Here is a 16,946-nt window from a genome sequence, read left to right on the forward strand (position 1 = left end):
AGCAGCAAACCTCCCGATCATGGGAGGTTTGCTGCTTTGTTTATTTCATTACTTTTCGAACCAGCTTCACTTTATTGCCATAAGGAGGATACACGATTCCGAGGTCGATCCGTGTGCCTCGCTTGACGATGCTTTTATGATGGGAGAAGACCTCAAAGCTATACTTCCCGTGATAACCCCCGATTCCAGAGTTTCCTACTCCACCAAACGGAAGATAAGTGCTCGCCACATGTGAGATCGTATCATTGATACACCCTCCCCCGAATGAGACCCGGGACAGCACCTCTTGTTCTACACTCTTATCCTCCGTAAATAGGTATAGTGCCAGTGGCTTTGGATGTTCATTAATACTCTGAATGGCCTCATCCAATTGATGATATTCCAATATTGGGAGGATCGGACCGAAGATCTCATCTTCCATAGCAGCATCCGTCCAAGTGGCAGGATAGATTAAAGTAGGCTCAATATAACGTTCTTCTGGCACGATGGTGCCGCCCATAATCACCTTGCTCTGATCACGCGCAATGAGGTCAGCAAGTCTTTGCAGCTGGCGATCATTCACGATCCGGCCATAATCTGTATTAGGCTGTGCATCCTGACCGTAGAACTCAGTGATGTGATGTTTGAGTTTGGTGATCAATTCTTTGGCAATATCCTTGTGGACTAACAGATAATCCGGTGCGATACAGGTTTGGCCCGCGTTCAGCAGCTTGCCCCAGACAATCCGTTTCGCTGCAATATCAAGATTAGCGGTCTTATCAACAATAACCGGGCTTTTCCCGCCAAGCTCCAAGGTTACAGGCACTAAATTTTTCGCTGCCGCTTCCATTACGATTTTGCCGACAGGCACACTGCCCGTAAAGAAAATATAATCAAACTTGGCGTGGATCAGCAAATTAGTGGTCTCTTTTTCCCCTTGAATTACGCGGATATACTGCGGCTCGAAGGTCTCTTGAATAAGCTGTTCAACCACGGACGAGATGGCAGGTGTGCTCTCAGATGGCTTGAGGACAGCGCAGTTACCAGCGGCAATGGCGCCGATCAGGGGCTCAATCAGCAACTGAAATGGATAATTAAACGGGCCAATAATGAGCGTTGTGCCGTAAGGCTCACTTAAAATATAACTTTTTGCAGGAAATAAGTGCAGCGGCGATCGAACCTTTACAGGCTTCGCCCAACGCTTAAGATGTTTCATCATGTAGCCGATACTGTCCAACGTAAAGCCGATTTCTGTGGCATAGGCTTCGAACTCACCTTTTCCTAAATCCTGTTGTAGTGCGGTGATGATACGTCCTTCGTATTGTTTAATAATATTCTTAAGCTTGAGCAGCTGCTGGAGACGAAAAGAAACCTCCTTAGTTACGCCGCTATTAAAAAAATTCTTATGCTCTTCAAGCATTCCTTGAATGCTGTCAGCTGTATAGGTTGTCATTAATCTTTCCTCCATCCTTGTAAGAAGTTAGAGCATACGACTCTATGGGAGCCGGTAAAAAGCGAACGGCTCGCGATAACGGAAGGAATCACTGGCTTCATCCAGCTTGGCCGAAGTTTCTTCATTAAGTACAAGTGAGGTACTAAGCAAATTTTGTTCCAGCTGTTCCACACGCGTAGCCCCGACAATAACCGTCGAGACGGCAGGCCGATTCATAAGCCAAGCTAAGGAGAGCGCGGTAGATGAGGTTTCCATTTCCTCAGCAATTTGACTCACTTGGCTTCCGAGCTTGATCCGGTCAGCATCAAGGAATCTTTTGAAATTAGGATCGGTATCTGCTCTGGACCCCGATGGCGCTGAGTCGCTTGTATTATATTTGCCTGTGAGAATCCCGCCAGCTAGTGGAAAGTATGGAATGATCCCTACACCTTGATCCAGGCAGAGCGAAAGGAGCTCATTCTCCGGTGTCCGGTCTGCTAAGGAGTAGCTGCACTGAATTGAAGTGTACTTGGTGAAGTTGCGTGCTTCACTAATCCCAATCGCCTTCATTAATTGCCATGCTGTATAGTTGGAGGCCCCGATATAACGGACTTTCCCCGAGGATACCATATCGTCCAAGGTTCGTAAGGTTTCTTCAAGCGGCGTATAGGGATCAAAGGTATGAATCTGGTATAGATCGATATAGTCCGTCTTAAGACGGCGAAGGCTATCTTCAAGCTCCTGCAGCAAATGGCGACGGGAGGAGCCGCTACCGTTAGGACCCTCATTTTTGACTAAACCTGCTTTAGTTGCTAGAACAGCCTCATGTCTCCTACCTTCCAAGGCCAGACCGATGATTCGCTCGGATTCTGAGCCAGCGTAAATATTAGCAGTGTCTATGAAATTAATTCCCTGATCAAGCGCAGCATGTACAATCTGAATGGAGGTCTCTTGATCCGCACGTTTGCCGAAAGCGTTCGTTCCCAGTCCTAATGCGGATACCTGTAATCCGCTATTTCCTAGTCTTTTAAAGTTCATCCTCAGCACTCCTTATCATCTATTAATTAATCCATTTATTTTTGAGTGAAAAGATCCAGCGCTGTCTCAATGAAGAGCTTTACAGCAATTGAAGTGTCGGCAAGCGAGCTGACCGCAATTTGGATATCTCTATAAGCATCCGGCTGCAGCTCACGGGTAACCACATTTGGAGGCAGAGATAACAAGGACAGTTCAGACATCACGCCGATCGCCAGTCCCTCCTGAACCATATTAAGAGCTGTTGCAAAGTTATTAACCACATATTTTACATTCAGATGGCTATTACTTCTGCGGAATAGCTCTACAACAGGCGGTTCATATCCTGCTTTGCAAATCAACATGGGCTCGTTCGCTAATTCCTGCACACATACAATGGATCGCTTTTGCAGGGGATGGTCATCTCTAAAAACGGCAAACAATTTCTCTCTATATAATGGAATGGTTTCGAATTCTGCACTGGGAGCGAGCAATAAGCCAACATCAATTTCTTTTGAATCCAGCCATTCTCTGACTTCAGCGATAGAACCCTCCTGTAAGCTAATTGTAATATTTGGATATCTTTTAGTAATAGAGCTAATAATCTTCGGTAGAAAATGAGCCGCTGCCACAGGGAAAGCTCCAATGCGGATACTTCCTTTTTCAAGACCTCTCTCCGCGTAAATCTCCTGATTGACCTTATCAAAGCCCATTAGAATTTCACGGAAAATAACAAGAATACGTTTGCCGATATCCGTAAGCATCAGGCCATTACGCCGGTCTCGAAGCAAGAGCTTCACGTCTAATTCGGCTTCGAGGGACGAGATCGCCCGGCTGACCGCAGGCTGTGTCATATTCAGTTCTACACCAGCTTTAGTAAAGCTGCCGCTTTCGGCGATTTTGACGAATAAACGAATTTGAGTATTGTTCATAACAAATATGATATGCCCCTTATGATTATTATTCATTTCATTTATGCTCTTGTTTATTGTATCATTTGTGATGAATCTACACCAAGGAAGTGAACAAATGAATCAGCAGAAGAAAAGTATGATCCTTCTTATTTTTTTGGTGATTGTATGGGGCATTAATTGGCCTATATCCAAAATCGCCTTAGACTATGCTCCACCTCTATTATTTGCAGGTATTCGAACCGTGGTAGGCGGTATTATTCTGATTCTAATTGCACTGCCCAAGGTGAAGGAGCTTCGCTTCAAGCAGCTCTGGCCGATCTATCTGATCTCGGCGGTACTTAGTATTGTGTTCTATTATGGATTTCAGACAATTGGCTTGCAGTATGTTCCGGCGGGATTGTTCTCATCGATTGTATTTTTGCAGCCTGTATTGTTAGGTATTTTTTCTTGGCTGTGGTTAGGTGAGAGCATGTACGGGCTTAAAATGGCTGGTTTGCTGCTTGGCTTTCTCGGGGTAGCCTCTCTTAGTATCGGCGGAATTAATGGGAGTATCTCCATATGGGGAATTGTGTTGGCTTTAGCCAGTGCCTTAAGCTGGGCATTAGGAACAATATATATGAAACGGAATGCTGTACGTGTGGATATGCTGTGGATGACGGCTATGCAAATCACGATCGGTGGCATCATTCTGCTACTTTCGGGATCAGCTACGGAGAAATGGTCGGATATCACCTGGAGTGGAACCTTTATTGTGGATACCTTGTTTATCGCAATCTTTGTTATTGCTCTGGGCTGGCTAATTTATTTCAAGCTGATTAACGAAGGAGAAGCAGGAAAAGTAGGTTCATTCACCTTCTTGATCCCCCTGATCTCGATAGCAACCAGCGTAGTTTTTTTGAAAGAGCAGATTACCATAAACCTTGTGATCGGATTATTGCTGATTGTCAGCAGTATTGTACTGGTAAATGTGAAGATAGGGCGTGCTGCCAAACAATCAGTCAGTTAAATTTGTTGGATGGTTGTAGTAACCAATCGTGCTAAAGGGCATTATGTCTAATAGGGATTGAACATAAAAAAAGGACACTCCCAAGCTTAGAGCTTCTGGGAGAGTCCTTTTTTAATTAAGCGTATAGCGCGTGTGATTTCAGCTGTTGAAGGCCGAGCTGCAACTACGTAAGTAGCAGAACTAGCGCGTTCCACTTCTTCGAGTACCCGGTTTAAGTGACTGAAGAGCGCTCCTAGATCACGAACTGATGACAGTGAGCACCGTCCTTGCAGTTCAGAGAAGCTGGCCGCCTGCAAGTCGCGGGCACGATGCAGACAATCTGTAAGTGAACGTTGGCATTCAGCCTTGGATAAGGTCTTGGTACCATAAACAGCTATACAATCGGCTGTTGCCTCCAGCACTTCCAGCATCCAGTCAGAATTGGCATGATGTGCTGGCAGCAAGCAAATATCATCGGCAATTTCTTTAACATAGGAATGAATGGTCTTTAGATGTGCCGTGGCTTGTATAAGTCCCTTTAGATCACCACGACACTGATAGTGAGCAATGGTATAGAACATTTCCTTCTGTTGTTGATTGCTGGCAGACAGCAGTTTACCTGCTTGCTCCAGCATATTATTATCCTTTGATGAATCTCTTCTTATGCCTACGAGACCTTTTAAAGCATCCGAAAGTAGAAGGCTTCCATCGAGTGCCAATGCTTTTACCTTGACGAACCTGTTCGGTGGAACGATAATCATATTGATGATCAAGGCAATGAGCACACCAATAAAGGTTTCGGCGACTCTCCACAGCACGTAATCATTGTGATAAAAGGTAAGGGCCAGAACCGAGGTCACCCCCACCTGCGAAACCGCTTGGATATTCATCCGACAGGCTGTGGCAATTCCAATCCCGATGAGCAGAATTAGCAGAATGGAAAATGCACCTACATCGAAGAATTGGCCTACAATCAGGCTGACGATTCCGCCGATAATAATGCCGATCAGGCGGTAGATTCCTTTTTCAAGTGAAGCCTTCACACTGGCTTGAGTAATTAGAATGGCTGCAAGCGGTGCAAAGTATAAATATTGGTCACCATATAAACTGTGTACGGCTACCCAGGATAGTGATGCGGCAAGCGTAATTCGTATCATGTAAAGCGAGAATCCATATTTTTCAAGGCGGTCTAGTAACCCCTCGTTCATTATCATTCATCTTCTTTCGCAAAAATAAGAAAACCACACTGGCTTTTCAGTTCGTTTTCATTATAGCACCTCAAAAAGGGCAGGGAAGACTGGACTTTTTACAAACTTGTTAAGTTTATGCTTAGCATTTAACAATGTAAGCTATCGCATATAATGGTACAATCTAATATGCTATATCTATTGGAGCGTCGAAGGAGAGGGAAAATTGTCGCTTATTAGCGCTGAGCATACTCATTTCGATTGTTCTCCGCAAGATGCGGGTAAAATAGTATTGTATTACTAAGGTAAGGGAGGTTGTTAGCTATAGCTATTCAGGAAGGTACCATCATTTCATTTGAAGAAGTTACTAAGCAATATGACGACGAAGATCCGGTGTTAAAAGGAGTCAGCTTTGAGATAGAGCGCGGCAAATTCTATACACTACTTGGTCCATCTGGCTGTGGTAAAACGACTATTCTTCGATTGATCGCCGGGTTCGCTGAGCCAACGAGCGGTTCTATTTATTTAAATGGAAAAGTAATTAACCACATTCCCGCCAATGAGCGGCAGGTCAATACGGTATTTCAGGATTACGCATTGTTTCCACACCTGAACGTATTCGAGAATGTGGCTTTCGGACTGCGTATTAAGAAGCTTAAGAAGGACGTTATCACGAAGAAGGTGCAGGAAGCGCTAAGCTTCGTTAACCTTGTGGGTTATGAGCAGCGTGCGATTAACGAAATGTCCGGCGGTCAGCGCCAGCGGGTTGCCATTGCCCGGGCGATTGTGAATGAGCCACAGGTTCTACTGCTGGACGAGCCTCTATCGGCGCTAGATCTCAAGCTGCGCACGGAGATGCAGTACATACTGCGGGAAATGCAGCAGCGGTTAGGCATTACCTTTATTTTTGTAACGCATGACCAGGAAGAGGCACTCGCGATGTCCGACTGGATTTTTGTCATGAATAAAGGAAAAATCGAGCAAAGCGGCACCCCTAACGATATTTATGATGAGCCGATTAACCGTTTTGTGGCGGATTTTATTGGCGAATCGAACATTGTGCCGGGAGTTATGATCGAGGATTATCTGGTGGAGTTTAACGGCCGCCGCTTCGAATGTTTCGATGCCGGGCTTAAACCGAATGAATCCGTAGAGATTGTTATTCGTCCTGAGGATTTGGAAATTTCTACGCTAGAACAGGGTAAACTACGTGTGCGGGTTGATTCCCAGCTATTCCGGGGCGTGCATTATGAAATCAGCTGTTATGATGAATCCGGGCATGAATGGCTTGTGCATTCTACACGTAAGGCGACTGTAGGCAGTGAAATTGGCCTTTATTTTGATCCGGAAGCGATTCATGTTATGCGTTTCGGTGAAACGGAGGAAGAATTCGACAGACGTCTGGAAGCTTATGGCGAGGTGGAGAGTCATGAAGAATAAGGGCAAATCGTACTATCTCATCCCTTATTACCTCTGGATCGCATTGTTTGTAATTGCACCGGTAGTGCTTGTCATCTATTATTCGTTATTTGATTTGGATGGCCATATTACTCTGGATAATTACGTCAGTTTCTTCACCCCTGTATATTTAAAAATGACGCTGACCTCGTTCTGGTACGCGTTTCTGATTACAGCATTCTCTTTGCTGGTTGCCTATCCGGCGGCTTATCTGTTGACGAGAACCAAACATAAGCAGCTGTGGTTATTGCTGATTATTTTGCCGACATGGATTAATTTGCTGCTAAAAACCTACGCTTTTATAGGGATATTCGGTACATTTGGTCCGATCAATAATTTCTTTGATCTGCTTGGAATCGGAGAACAGCAAATTCTGTTTACGGGCTTCAGTTTTGTATTTGTATCTGTCTATATTTTTATTCCGTTTATGATCCTGCCGATATACAGCGCTTTGGAGGATTTGAATTTATCCTTGCTGGATGCGGCACGTGATTTAGGGGCTTCGGGCTGGACCACGTTTAGACGTGTTATTTTTCCGCTGACCATTTCGGGAGTACGCTCAGGCTGTATGGCAGTATTCATACCTGCGCTGTCCCTGTTTATGATCACCCGTCTGATTGCAGGCAACAGGGTCATTACGCTGGGCACCGCAATCGAGCAGCATTTCCTGGTCACTCAGGACTGGGGCATGGGTTCTACAGTTGCAGTGTTTCTGATTGCCATTATGGCGCTGTTTATGATTATCACAGGCGGATCGCGGAAAGGGGCGCGGAATGAGAAATAAAAATGGATTCTCTAACCTCTACCTAGTTCTGGTGTTCATTGTTCTGTATGCACCTATCTTCTATTTAATGTACTATTCGTTCAACAGTGGGGGGACGATGCATAAGTTCGAGGGCTTCACGCTGGATTACTACCGTGAGGTGGTCCAAGATAAGCGCCTGATCATCATCGTAATCAATACGCTTGTGATCGCGCTGCTATCCTCGGCTATTGCGACCCTTATCGCTATTATTGGTGCGCTGGCCATTAAAAGTGTGCAGAATCGCCGCGCCAAGAACACCTTGCTGTCTCTGAATAACGTGCTGATCGTCAGTCCAGATGTCATTATTGGTGCTTCGTTCCTTATCCTGTTCACCATAGCTGGCATCAAGCTGGGTTTCGCGTCTGTTCTGCTTTCACACGTTGCATTCAGCGTACCGATTGCCGTATTGATGATTTTGCCGCATCTACAGGAAATGAGCCCTACATTAACGGATGCAGCCCGTGATCTTGGGGCAAGCCGTAAGGATGTGCTGACTAAAGTAATTTTGCCGATTATTAAACCAGGGATATTCAGCGGATTTTTTATGGCGCTTACGTATTCACTGGATGACTTTGCGGTTACGTTCTTCGTAACAGGCAACGGTTATTCGACGTTATCGGTTGAGATATACTCTAGAGCCCGGCAAGGGGTGTCGCTATCGATTAATGCGCTGTCGACAATGATCTTCCTGTTCACCATTCTGCTTGTGGTTGGTTATTACTTCCTGACCCTTAAGAAAAATCGTCATAACACAGCAGAAGCGGTGGCGGAGCCTGTTGCAGAAGCGGGGGTGCCTAGATGAAACAGCTGATAAATGCTTTTCTGGCGATCCTTATCACGGCATTTGCGCTCATGTACTTGGGATCTTGGATGAATTCGAGAGAGGGATATTCGGGTGGAAACACACTGACTATCTATAACTGGGGCGACTATGTCGATCCGGATCTATTGAAGGAATTTGAAAAAGAGACCGGCTTAACAGTCATTTATCAAACCTTCGATTCCAATGAAGCTATGTTGACCAAGGTTGAGCAGGGCGGAACTACCTTTGATGTTGTAATCCCTTCGGATTATGCCATTGCTAAGATGAAAGAAGAAGATCTGCTCATCCCGCTGGATCATAGCAAGATTTCGAATCTAAAGAATATTGATTCACGCTTTATGGACCTCTCGTTTGATCCGGGTAACAAATATTCTGTACCTTATTTCTGGGGGACCGTCGGGATTATTTTCAATCCGGAAATGACCAAGGGCATGGACTTCACCAGCTGGGATTCTCTCTGGGACAGCAGACTGCATAATAACATCTTCCTGGTAGACGGAGCCCGTGAAGTGATGGGCATGGCCTTGAACAGCATGCATTATTCCGTTAATGACAAGGATGAGGCACATCTGCAGGAAGCACTGACTAAGCTCAACAAGTTGTCTCCTAACGTGAAGGCGATTGTCGGTGATGAGATCAAGATGCTGCTGGCAAATGAAGAAGCTGCGGTTGGGATTGTCTGGTCCGGCGATGCTTCCGAGATCATGGACGAGAATGATAAGCTGGATTATGTAGTGCCGGAAGAAGGCTCGAACAAATGGTTTGATAACATGGTTATTCCTCGGACAGCGAAAAATGTGGATGGAGCGCATCAGTTCATCAACTTCATGCTCCGCCCAGACGTTGCTGCTAAGAATGCAGAATATGTAGGTTATTCCACGCCTAACATTCCTGCACTGGAGCTGCTTCCTGAGGAAACTTCTGAGGATACCCGTTTCTATCCACCAGCCGAAATTACGGACCGGCTTGAAGTATACGATAACCTTGGCAAACGGATGCTTGCTCATTATAATGAGCTGTTCCTAATGTTTAAGATGAATAAGAAGTAAGCTGACTAAAGCTAAAGCTAAAGCTAAAGCTAAAGCTAAAGCTAAAGCTAAAGCGAAACGACATTAAGAGCGTCTACATACGGGTAACCGTGTTAGACGCTCTTTTTCGGTTTGATCATCGTGTAGTCTCAAGACAACAGACAGTTTAGCCGAAAGTATAATATAGTATAATAGTAAGAATGGACAACAGGAAAAGAGGAAACGAATGCCTACTATACTGGTTGCTGACGACGATGCGAACATTCGCGAACTTGTCTGTTTATTTCTCCGCAACGACGGATTCGAAACAGTTGAAGCTGTGGATGGCAAGGAAGCGCTCGCCGTATATGCTGGAACACATGTCGATCTTGTCGTGCTGGATATTATGATGCCAAATATGGATGGTTGGATGCTTTGTAAGGAGCTCCGCAGAGCTAATCCTGATCTTCCATTACTTATATTGACTGCCAGAGGCGAAACCTGGGAGAAAGTGAAGGGCTTCGAATTAGGCACGGACGATTATTTAACTAAACCGTTCGATCCGTTAGAGCTGACGGTTCGTGTTAGGTCATTGCTGAAACGATATCGGATTGGCTCCACGCAGATGATCCAAATTGGCAATGTCATCCTTGATCGGCAGACCTATAAGGTGATGAAAGGTACGGAGTCATTTCCCTTACCCCTTAAGGAGTTCGAGTTGCTGTACAAGCTTGCTGGAACCCCTGGACAAGTCTATACGCGCGAGCAGTTGATCGATCAAATTTGGGGAATTGATTATGCTGGAGATGATCGGACGATTGACGTGCATATCAAACGCCTGCGTGAACGGTTCGCGACTACCCCTGATTTTCGTATTGAGACGGTGCGTGGACTTGGCTACAGGCTTGAGGTGCATGAATGATCAGATCTATATATACACGCGTTGTCCTGACCTTCCTAGCCTCCGTAATCGGGGGCACAATCATTGCTTTGTTTGTGGCAACTTGGGTATTCGAAGATAAACTGAACGAGAACACGCGAATTCCCTTATTGCATTTTGGGCAGGATATTGTCAGGGTTTACGAGACCTTCCCATTTCGTGAAGCCAACTCTTTCGTAAGTGGAATGAAGCAGCTTGATTCCTACCACATCCGAATTTTCGATGAAGCGGGTAAATTCCAATCTTACGGAACGCTTAATGGGCACAAGCCGGTCCCTGTAACTATGGAAGAAATAAAAAAAGTTCTCGCAGGAGAAGTATATCAACCTCATAACAGGAATATTTCTGCGCTTCTCCTAGGCTTACAACTGAGAACGGAAGACGGTACCAAAGCGATGTTTGTGGAGACGCTTAATCCCCCTTCCGTCACTGCCAGAAGGAACTTGGTATTAAATTTCTTGCTCTATTCATTGATAGCTGGAAGCCTCTTGATTCTGGTAGCTGCAATGTTCTTAGTCAGACCGATTAAGAAGCTAACCAAAGCGACCAGAAGAATAGCAGCTGGTGATTTTAACGTCGAGCTGAATATTAAGCAAACCGGTGAGCTAGGTACCTTGGCTCGCAGCTTTGAAGAAATGATGCACGATCTGCAGCAGCTTGAGCAAATGCGTAAGGAGTTTGTATCCAATGTGTCGCATGAGGTCCAGTCTCCGCTCACCTCAATATCTGGGTATGCGATTGCGCTCAAGCGAGTAGATCTTGCAGAACAAGAGCGAAATCGTTATCTGGATATTATTATCGCTGAAGCAGAACGGATGTCTAAAATGAGTGACAGCCTGCTGAAGCTGAGTTTATTAGAATCGCAGTCCCAGCAGCTACGGCTAACTACATTCAATCTGGACGAACAGATAAGAAGAGTAATCGTAGCGATTCAGCCGCAATGGTCAGCTCGTAACATCAGCTTCGACCTTGATCTAAAGCCTATTATCCTACTGGCTGATTATGACCTGTTAAGTCAGGTATGGACCAATCTCCTTGGCAACAGCATCAAGTTTTCTAAGGATAACAGTGTAATTAACGTCAGCCTCAAACAAGATATCAACAACGTGACCGTTCGGATAACAGACACTGGCATCGGGATTTCACTTGAGGATCAGCAACGTATATTTGAACGGTTCTTTAAGGCTGATCGATCCCACAGCCGTAAATATGGCGGCAGCGGGATGGGACTTGCCATTGTTAAACAGATCGTAACGCTTCATAAAGGGGATATCCGCGTGGAAAGCGAACCAGGCCAAGGAACGACCATCATCGTCACCCTGCCAATTATAGCCCCGACAGAGTAATTAGCTTCCAAGCGGTACCTTGCGAGGGCTTGAATGCACCCGCATTCTTCATAAAACATAAAGTGCGTAACCTGTTGCTGAAAGTATTAGGAGCAATAGTGATCGTGGAGAACCTCAGGGTTCATGGAAGAAGTTAAATAAAAAAGAAGAAAACGCTCCGAACTCCTCATATGAGGGGGCGGGGCGTTTTTGGTTGCGATCGAAGATTATTTGATGCCGATTCTCATTCGGTAGCTGATTAGAACCTCTAATGTTCTGCCTTTAAAATGCTGTTCAACTGCGGCGGTGTAATCGGCGATGTCTTGCTCAAGCAAGGTAGCGTCTAGTTTCATTACGGTTTGCACTCCCCCTTGACTTAGGGTTAAACCAATATATCGCTGGGCATCGCAGGACTCTAGGTTGTGGAATACGATTTCTCTGGCAAAAGAGAAGGCCCCACTAGCTTTGATCCGTGACAAATGACCTTCTTTGTCCCATTTATGTGCTCTCTCCTCATTAGGTAAAAGCGAAGCCAGCAATTCTTCTGTTTTGGAGATCAGCTGGTTGTATCGTTCTTCTACATTTTGCTGAAGAGATAAAGGCCAATCGCAATCGTAGGCGGCAAAGACTCCGCCTTTTTTTAAGACCCGGGAGATTTCTTGCAGTGTACTTTCAGGATCCATCCAGTGGAATGATTGCGAGCAGGTAACTATGTCTACACTATCTGATGCAAGCGGAAGCTGGTTAGAGTAGCCTTGCACAAAAGTAATTGATTGGGGTTCTTCTAATCTGCTAAGTTTATCGATTGCTTTTCCCAACATATCTGGATTGGGTTCGATACCGATTACGCGTTCTGCGACATCGTTCCAGAGAAAAGTAGACAAACCCGTACCGCAGCCTATATCTGCGACGAGTGAAGGGGTGGTACCTAGGTAATCTGTTAGCAATTTGATAATCATCTCAGGGGCTTCGGGACGGTAGCGGTCATATTCATTTTGAAAGCCCAGAAAGCGGTCGATGTTTTGTTTGCTGTTTTTTTCAGGTATCATGTGATCCTCCCTCATAGATCATGTTTATAGGTCTATTGTATAATCACTGGTTCGATAAGCCAAATAATGTCTGGCTGGAAGGCTACGTAGAATAAATAAAATCCCCGGAGAACACCTTATAGGTGTAGCCGGGGATTGTTAAACTATCTGGTAAATGCTAACGAAGCAGTGCTGGATCGATTGCAGGCACAAGTCCTTCTGCCGCAGCACGATTAAGCAGGGCAGAGATTGCGGCATAGCCGTCATCACCCAGATTCATCGAGAAGTCATTCACGTAGAGATCGATGTGGGATTTAGCCACTTCAGGAGCCAACTCTTGAGCATGGCTAAGCACATAGTCTCTGGAATCCGTTGGATGATCCCACGCATACTGAAGAGAGCTGCGAATCCAGCTGGTGATAGCATCGGCATCTAAATCACGGCGGGCAATGATAGCGCCGAGAGGAATGGGCAGTCCGGTATCGCTTTCCCACCAGCTGCCTAGATCAGTCAGCATATTAAGACCATAAGAGGCGTAAGTGAAGCGGGCTTCGTGAATTACCAGCCCTGCATCGATATGGCCATCCCGTACGGCAGGCATAATCTCATCGAAAGGCATTACGACTATTTCGCCGATGCCTCCAGTTACATTTTGTGCTGCCCATAATCGGAAAAGCAAATAAGCCGTAGAGCGTTCGCTAGGTACAGCAATCCGGCGTCCGGCTAGCTTTTCTGGGCGTTTGACCGCATGGGGTCCACTTGCTGTAAGCAGCAGCGGGCCGCAGCCGCGTCCTAAAGCACCGCCGCATGGCAGCAGTTTGTACCGCTCCAGAACCCAAGGCAGAGCAGCGTAGGAGATTTTGAGGACTTCTGGTCCTTCTCCGTCAGCAGCCAGCGTATTGGTAATATCAATGTCGGCATAGGTTACATTCAGCTTAGGTGCATTTGGGACAAGCCCGTGCGCCCAGGCATGAAATACAAAGGTATCGTTAGGGCAAGGGGAAAAAGCGATATTAAGCTCAGTTGTCATTACAGCACCTCCAGTAATATAGCGGCTGCCGCCGTTAATGCTTCCATTGCATCACCGATCTTCCAAGCGGCCCGGTCGCGGGGACCGACCGGGTTCGAGATGGCGCGGAGCTCCAGTACCGGGAGCCCCAGCGCCTGAGCGGCCACGGCGACTCCGTGGCCTTCCATCGCTTCCGCGACGGCATGGGGATGCCGCGCGAGATGGGCGGCGGCCGTCTCCGCGGTGCCGGTCGCCGTCGAGACCGTAAGCACGATGCCCGTGCTTACGGGTAACCCGGCCGCAGCCAGCGCGGCCGAAACCGCTTGCACCGTGCCGCGGTCAGCCGGCACGGACACGCTGCCGAAGCCGAGCTCGGCAGCGCTGCGGAAGCCCTCCGGCGTCTCGGCCCCGAGGTCGGCGGCAATCATCTCGCTGGCTACAACCAGCGAGCCTAAAGGCGCCAGCCCCGGGAATCCGCCGCCGATCCCGACGCTCAATACGCAGCCGTAAGTACCGGCTGCGAGTGCCGCGGCGGTTCCCGCCGCCGCCGCTGCCGGCCCAGCGCCGGCAGCGATAACATGGAACCTGTCGCTGCCTTGCAGGCCGCGCAGGACCGCGTCACGCTCCGCGTCTACGGCTGTCACGATCAGCACGCGTCGTGCTCCAGCCTGCCCCTCCATAGCTTCTTCGGTAGGGGTTGGATTGAACGAACTCATCAGGTCGCCTCCTTTAGGGTATTGAAATCGCTTACTAAAGAGTCATTCGTAAAGACAAGAATACGCCCTTTTATAGGTCAGGTCAAACTTGGGGTGATTTTTATCACTCCCTGTAAAGTGTCATAGGAAAACTTACCGATCTCTAGACGGAAGTAACTTTTTTAGCGATGAGGTTGACAAGGAGGATGGGAAGTCGTATAGTTATCTTAACTTAAAGATATTTAATGTAAAGACAAATAAATGGATTGAATACAAGTTTGATTGAAGTGGAGGTGGAATTGATGAGTGATAAACAAGTAAATCTGCGTAATACAGAGAGTGCACCTGACGAAGAACAAGCCGCCTCACTGAAATTGTTTGTAGTCTTATCTAAGGCTTATAAGAGCCTAATGGATCATGCGGTGAAGGATATGAAGAGTTATGGCTTGGCTTCGGCTGAATTCATGGTGCTTGAAGTACTTTACCATAGAACGCGGATTCCGCTGCAACAGATCGGGGAGAAAATTCTCGTTACGAGCGGAAGCATTACCTATAATATCGACAAGTTGGAGAAAAAGGGACTGCTGAAACGTGTACCCTGTAGCGAGGATCGCCGCGTTACTTATGCGGAGATTACGGATGCAGGTCGTGAACTGTTTGATGAGATTTTCCCTCGTCATGTAGCCTCAATTCATGATTTGATGGGTGGATTAGATAAGGAAGAGAAAGTCCAGGCTATCGAATTAATGAAAAAGCTTGGCAAAGGTGTATAGGTGCTGCGAACATGACGAATAACTAGGCGCTTCTATAAGTTTGGAAGTAGTTCGGCTCCATCCTCATTCTCCCAACTCCAGTAAGTATAAGTGAAACCCTGCTTTTTTGGGTATATCACTAATAAGATATTTAACTTAACGAAGCCAGGTAGCCATTTACTTAAGATTACCTGATATTTCGACTGGGGGCTTGGCCATGAAATGGCAGGGAAGAAGAGGGAGTTCGAACGTGGAGGACCGCAGAGGCATGAGCGGCGGCGGCAAGATGATTGGTGGCGGGATCGGAGGAATTATCCTTGTCCTGGTCATCACATTACTCAGTGGAGGCAATGCCGGGGATATCCTGGGAAGTTTGACTTCCACAGGCTCCAGTTCAACGGCCCCTTATGAACAGACCGCAGAGGAGCAAGAGCTTGCGGAGTTTGTATCGGTAGTTCTTGCCGACACAGAGGAGGTTTGGGGTGAGATTTTTCAGCAGCAGGGAATGACCTATACGGACCCCACCTTAGTGCTATACAGTGGGAGTGTAGACTCTGCTTGCGGAACAGCCACCTCGGCAGTTGGTCCCTTCTACTGTCCGGGCGACGCCAAACTATATATTGATCTGAGCTTTTATGATGAGTTGCAGCAACGCTTCCACGCGCCGGGCGACTTCGCCATGGCTTATGTCATTGCCCATGAGGTTGGACATCATGTACAGACATTACTAGGCACCTCGAAACAACTCGATTCCCTTCGCCAGACGTTGAGTGAGAAGGAGTACAACAAATATCAGGTTCGTTTTGAGCTGCAGGCTGATTATTTGGCCGGTGTCTGGGCCAATCATGCTCAGGGTATGAATCTGCTGGAGGAAGGCGACTTAGAGGAAGCTCTGGCAGCTGCAAGCGCCGTCGGCGATGATACGATTCAGAAGCAGGCTCAGGGCTATGCAGTGCCGGATAGTTTCACTCACGGTACCTCAGAGCAGAGAAAGCGCTGGTTCTACAAAGGTTTTAACTCGGGTACGATTAAGGGCGGCGATACGTTTAACGCCTCCGAGTTGTAGATAGAAGAGGGAAGAGGAGAGCAGCCCATAGGTTATTCCGGTTCGCCGGGCGCTCTTTTTTACCAAATATCTTAACATTAAGATAATTAAATCAAAGGAATAGGGGAAGGTAAAAATGATAAGTGTAGGACTGTTATTAATGAGATTGGTGATAGGGCTTGCTTTTATAGGACATGGCGCACAAAAGCTATTTGGATGGTTCGGAGGTTACGGTCCGAAGGGTACGGGAGGCTGGATGGAGTCCATCGGAATCAAACCGGGTGTGACTATGGCGATTTTAGCAGGGATTATGGAGCTGGTGGGCGGATTTATGTTCGCTGCCGGACTGTTAACGCCTGTTGCAGCGGTGTTAATCGCTGCCACGATGCTGGGGGCAATCGTTAAGGTTCATGCTCCAAATGGTTTCTGGTCCACTTCGAACGGGATTGAGTTTCCGCTTACGGTTTTGGTATTTGCGGTAGGTGTGGCGCTTACGGGACCAGGTTCGATTTCTCTAGATGCATTGTTTTTTAACTAAGAAGGGAGTT

17 protein-coding genes are annotated in these 16,946 nt (G+C 46.8%); 10 read left to right on the plus strand and 7 right to left on the minus strand.

Going from position 1 to position 16,946, the window contains the following annotated elements:
- Nucleotides 1-40 precede the first annotated feature (40 nt).
- Genes MHH63_RS25365 through MHH63_RS25375 form a run of 3 tightly spaced genes read right to left on the minus strand, consistent with a single transcriptional unit; the run spans nt 41 to nt 3,357 of the window.
- Complete coding sequence (locus tag MHH63_RS25365; protein WP_339170390.1) at nt 41-1,432, minus strand: aldehyde dehydrogenase; 1,392 nt, start codon at nt 1,430-1,432, stop codon at nt 41-43.
- A gap of 42 nt (nt 1,433-1,474) precedes the next feature.
- Complete coding sequence (locus MHH63_RS25370; protein WP_076191692.1) at nt 1,475-2,449, minus strand: aldo/keto reductase; 975 nt, start codon at nt 2,447-2,449, stop codon at nt 1,475-1,477.
- 35 nt (nt 2,450-2,484) lie between these two features.
- A complete protein-coding gene (locus MHH63_RS25375) occupies nt 2,485-3,357 on the minus strand; it encodes a LysR family transcriptional regulator (protein ID WP_038574974.1) in 873 nt (290 codons plus the stop codon).
- A 97-nt stretch (nt 3,358-3,454) separates the two neighbouring features.
- Here MHH63_RS25375 and MHH63_RS25380 point away from each other — a divergent pair, with 97 nt between their 5' ends.
- Entirely contained in the window at nt 3,455-4,345 is an 891-nt protein-coding gene (locus tag MHH63_RS25380; RefSeq protein ID WP_036682097.1) for a DMT family transporter, read from the plus strand.
- An 86-nt stretch (nt 4,346-4,431) separates the two neighbouring features.
- Here the strand turns inward: MHH63_RS25380 and MHH63_RS25385 are convergent, their stop codons facing one another.
- Complete coding sequence (locus tag MHH63_RS25385; RefSeq protein ID WP_052097383.1) at nt 4,432-5,532, minus strand: FUSC family protein; 1,101 nt, start codon at nt 5,530-5,532, stop codon at nt 4,432-4,434.
- Between the two features lie 309 nt (nt 5,533-5,841).
- On the opposite strand from MHH63_RS25385, the gene MHH63_RS25390 reads away from it, so the two are divergent.
- From MHH63_RS25390 to MHH63_RS25415, 6 genes are all read left to right on the plus strand, one after another.
- Nucleotides 5,842-6,951, plus strand: coding sequence for an ABC transporter ATP-binding protein (locus MHH63_RS25390; protein ID WP_036682445.1), 1,110 nt, complete (start codon nt 5,842-5,844; stop codon nt 6,949-6,951).
- Nucleotides 6,941-7,753 carry an ABC transporter permease gene (locus MHH63_RS25395; protein WP_036682096.1) on the plus strand — a complete coding sequence of 271 codons (813 nt, stop codon included), beginning with the start codon at nt 6,941-6,943 and terminating at the stop codon, nt 7,751-7,753. The genes MHH63_RS25390 and MHH63_RS25395 overlap by 11 nt, the downstream gene beginning before the upstream one ends.
- On the plus strand, nt 7,743-8,576 hold the full coding sequence (locus tag MHH63_RS25400) for an ABC transporter permease (RefSeq protein ID WP_076099717.1): 834 nt from the start codon (nt 7,743-7,745) through the stop codon (nt 8,574-8,576). The genes MHH63_RS25395 and MHH63_RS25400 overlap by 11 nt, the downstream gene beginning before the upstream one ends.
- Nucleotides 8,573-9,646, plus strand: a complete 1,074-nt coding sequence (locus MHH63_RS25405) for an ABC transporter substrate-binding protein (protein WP_341172220.1) — start codon at nt 8,573-8,575, stop codon at nt 9,644-9,646. The genes MHH63_RS25400 and MHH63_RS25405 overlap by 4 nt, the downstream gene beginning before the upstream one ends.
- Before the next feature lie 205 nt (nt 9,647-9,851).
- On the plus strand, nt 9,852-10,526 hold the full coding sequence (locus tag MHH63_RS25410) for a response regulator transcription factor (RefSeq protein ID WP_038573732.1): 675 nt from the start codon (nt 9,852-9,854) through the stop codon (nt 10,524-10,526).
- Complete coding sequence (locus MHH63_RS25415; RefSeq protein WP_341172221.1) at nt 10,523-11,890, plus strand: sensor histidine kinase; 1,368 nt, start codon at nt 10,523-10,525, stop codon at nt 11,888-11,890. Before MHH63_RS25410 ends, MHH63_RS25415 begins: the two co-directional genes overlap by 4 nt.
- 206 nt (nt 11,891-12,096) lie before the next feature.
- Here the strand turns inward: MHH63_RS25415 and MHH63_RS25420 are convergent, their stop codons facing one another.
- From MHH63_RS25420 to MHH63_RS25430, 3 genes are all read right to left on the minus strand, one after another.
- Nucleotides 12,097-12,918: a class I SAM-dependent methyltransferase gene (locus tag MHH63_RS25420; protein ID WP_076181960.1), complete on the minus strand. Its 822-nt coding sequence runs from the start codon at nt 12,916-12,918 to the stop codon at nt 12,097-12,099.
- A gap of 157 nt (nt 12,919-13,075) precedes the next feature.
- Complete coding sequence (locus MHH63_RS25425) at nt 13,076-13,927, minus strand: 1,4-dihydroxy-6-naphthoate synthase (protein ID WP_339812953.1); 852 nt, start codon at nt 13,925-13,927, stop codon at nt 13,076-13,078.
- Nucleotides 13,927-14,622 (minus strand): futalosine hydrolase, encoded by a 696-nt coding sequence (locus MHH63_RS25430; protein WP_341172222.1) that lies wholly within the window; start codon nt 14,620-14,622, stop codon nt 13,927-13,929. The genes MHH63_RS25425 and MHH63_RS25430 overlap by 1 nt, the downstream gene beginning before the upstream one ends.
- Before the next feature lie 281 nt (nt 14,623-14,903).
- Here MHH63_RS25430 and MHH63_RS25435 point away from each other — a divergent pair, with 281 nt between their 5' ends.
- From MHH63_RS25435 to MHH63_RS25445, 3 genes are all read left to right on the plus strand, one after another.
- Entirely contained in the window at nt 14,904-15,374 is a 471-nt protein-coding gene (locus MHH63_RS25435) for a MarR family winged helix-turn-helix transcriptional regulator (RefSeq protein WP_036682080.1), read from the plus strand.
- Between the two features lie 196 nt (nt 15,375-15,570).
- Nucleotides 15,571-16,419, plus strand: coding sequence for a KPN_02809 family neutral zinc metallopeptidase (ypfJ, locus tag MHH63_RS25440; RefSeq protein ID WP_076191707.1), 849 nt, complete (start codon nt 15,571-15,573; stop codon nt 16,417-16,419).
- A gap of 115 nt (nt 16,420-16,534) precedes the next feature.
- Nucleotides 16,535-16,936 carry a DoxX family protein gene (locus tag MHH63_RS25445; RefSeq protein ID WP_036682076.1) on the plus strand — a complete coding sequence of 134 codons (402 nt, stop codon included), beginning with the start codon at nt 16,535-16,537 and terminating at the stop codon, nt 16,934-16,936.
- Nucleotides 16,937-16,946: the final 10 nt, after the last annotated feature.

The organism is Paenibacillus sp. FSL H3-0310, from assembly GCF_038002785.1.
Lineage (GTDB): Bacteria > Bacillota > Bacilli > Paenibacillales > Paenibacillaceae > Paenibacillus_AQ > Paenibacillus_AQ odorifer.